The sequence below is a fragment of the Achromobacter kerstersii genome, from assembly GCF_902859595.1.
In the GTDB taxonomy this organism is placed as follows: Bacteria; Pseudomonadota; Gammaproteobacteria; order Burkholderiales; family Burkholderiaceae_B; genus Achromobacter; species Achromobacter kerstersii.
Map to the genome: position 1 here is coordinate 1 of NZ_CADIJQ010000048.1, position 531 is coordinate 531.

General features: G+C 60.1%; 1 pseudogene. It reads right to left on the reverse strand.

Features of this window, described 5'->3' with window-relative positions:
- Window positions 1-272 precede the first annotated feature (272 nt).
- Window positions 273-531: pseudogene (locus tag HV765_RS31740) on the reverse strand (hypothetical protein); the annotation flags it as partial.

Below are 531 nucleotides of genomic sequence, written 5' to 3' on the forward strand. Positions count from 1 at the left end.
CACTGCAAATGCAAGGGCGTTCGGATCGCGTCAACGCGACGCGATTCGAAACATGACCGGCTCCGCTGGGGCGCTCTATCGCGCTGGGGAAACCGTCGCGAGCGGTGTGCTCACCGTAGCCGCGTGGGGGAATACTCCAGCGAAAATTGGGGTGCTAGGCGCAGACCCTGGCGACAATGGCACCGTCGCATTCGACGCGTCTAGGCAGGTCCCCACCTCGACCGAAAACCGCCCAATCAATGCGGCCTATCACCCTCGAATTCACGCGTGATCTAGGCATGGATGCGCGGGTGATATGCGGTGTTTATCGGCCGGGATTCGACGCCACCAGAGGCTGAAGTTTGGTCTCCCGATGTGATGACGTAGCGAGAGTCGGAGCCGTTAGCGTTGAAGGCCAGCACATTATTTCCGTCGTTGAGGACAGGCATCTGCGATCCAGACACGCCGCCGGATCGCTGTACCAATGTCGCGTGGGCGTGCGATTTGTTGGAGTCAACTTGGCGGCTGGCCATTGCCCTTGCATTTGCAGTG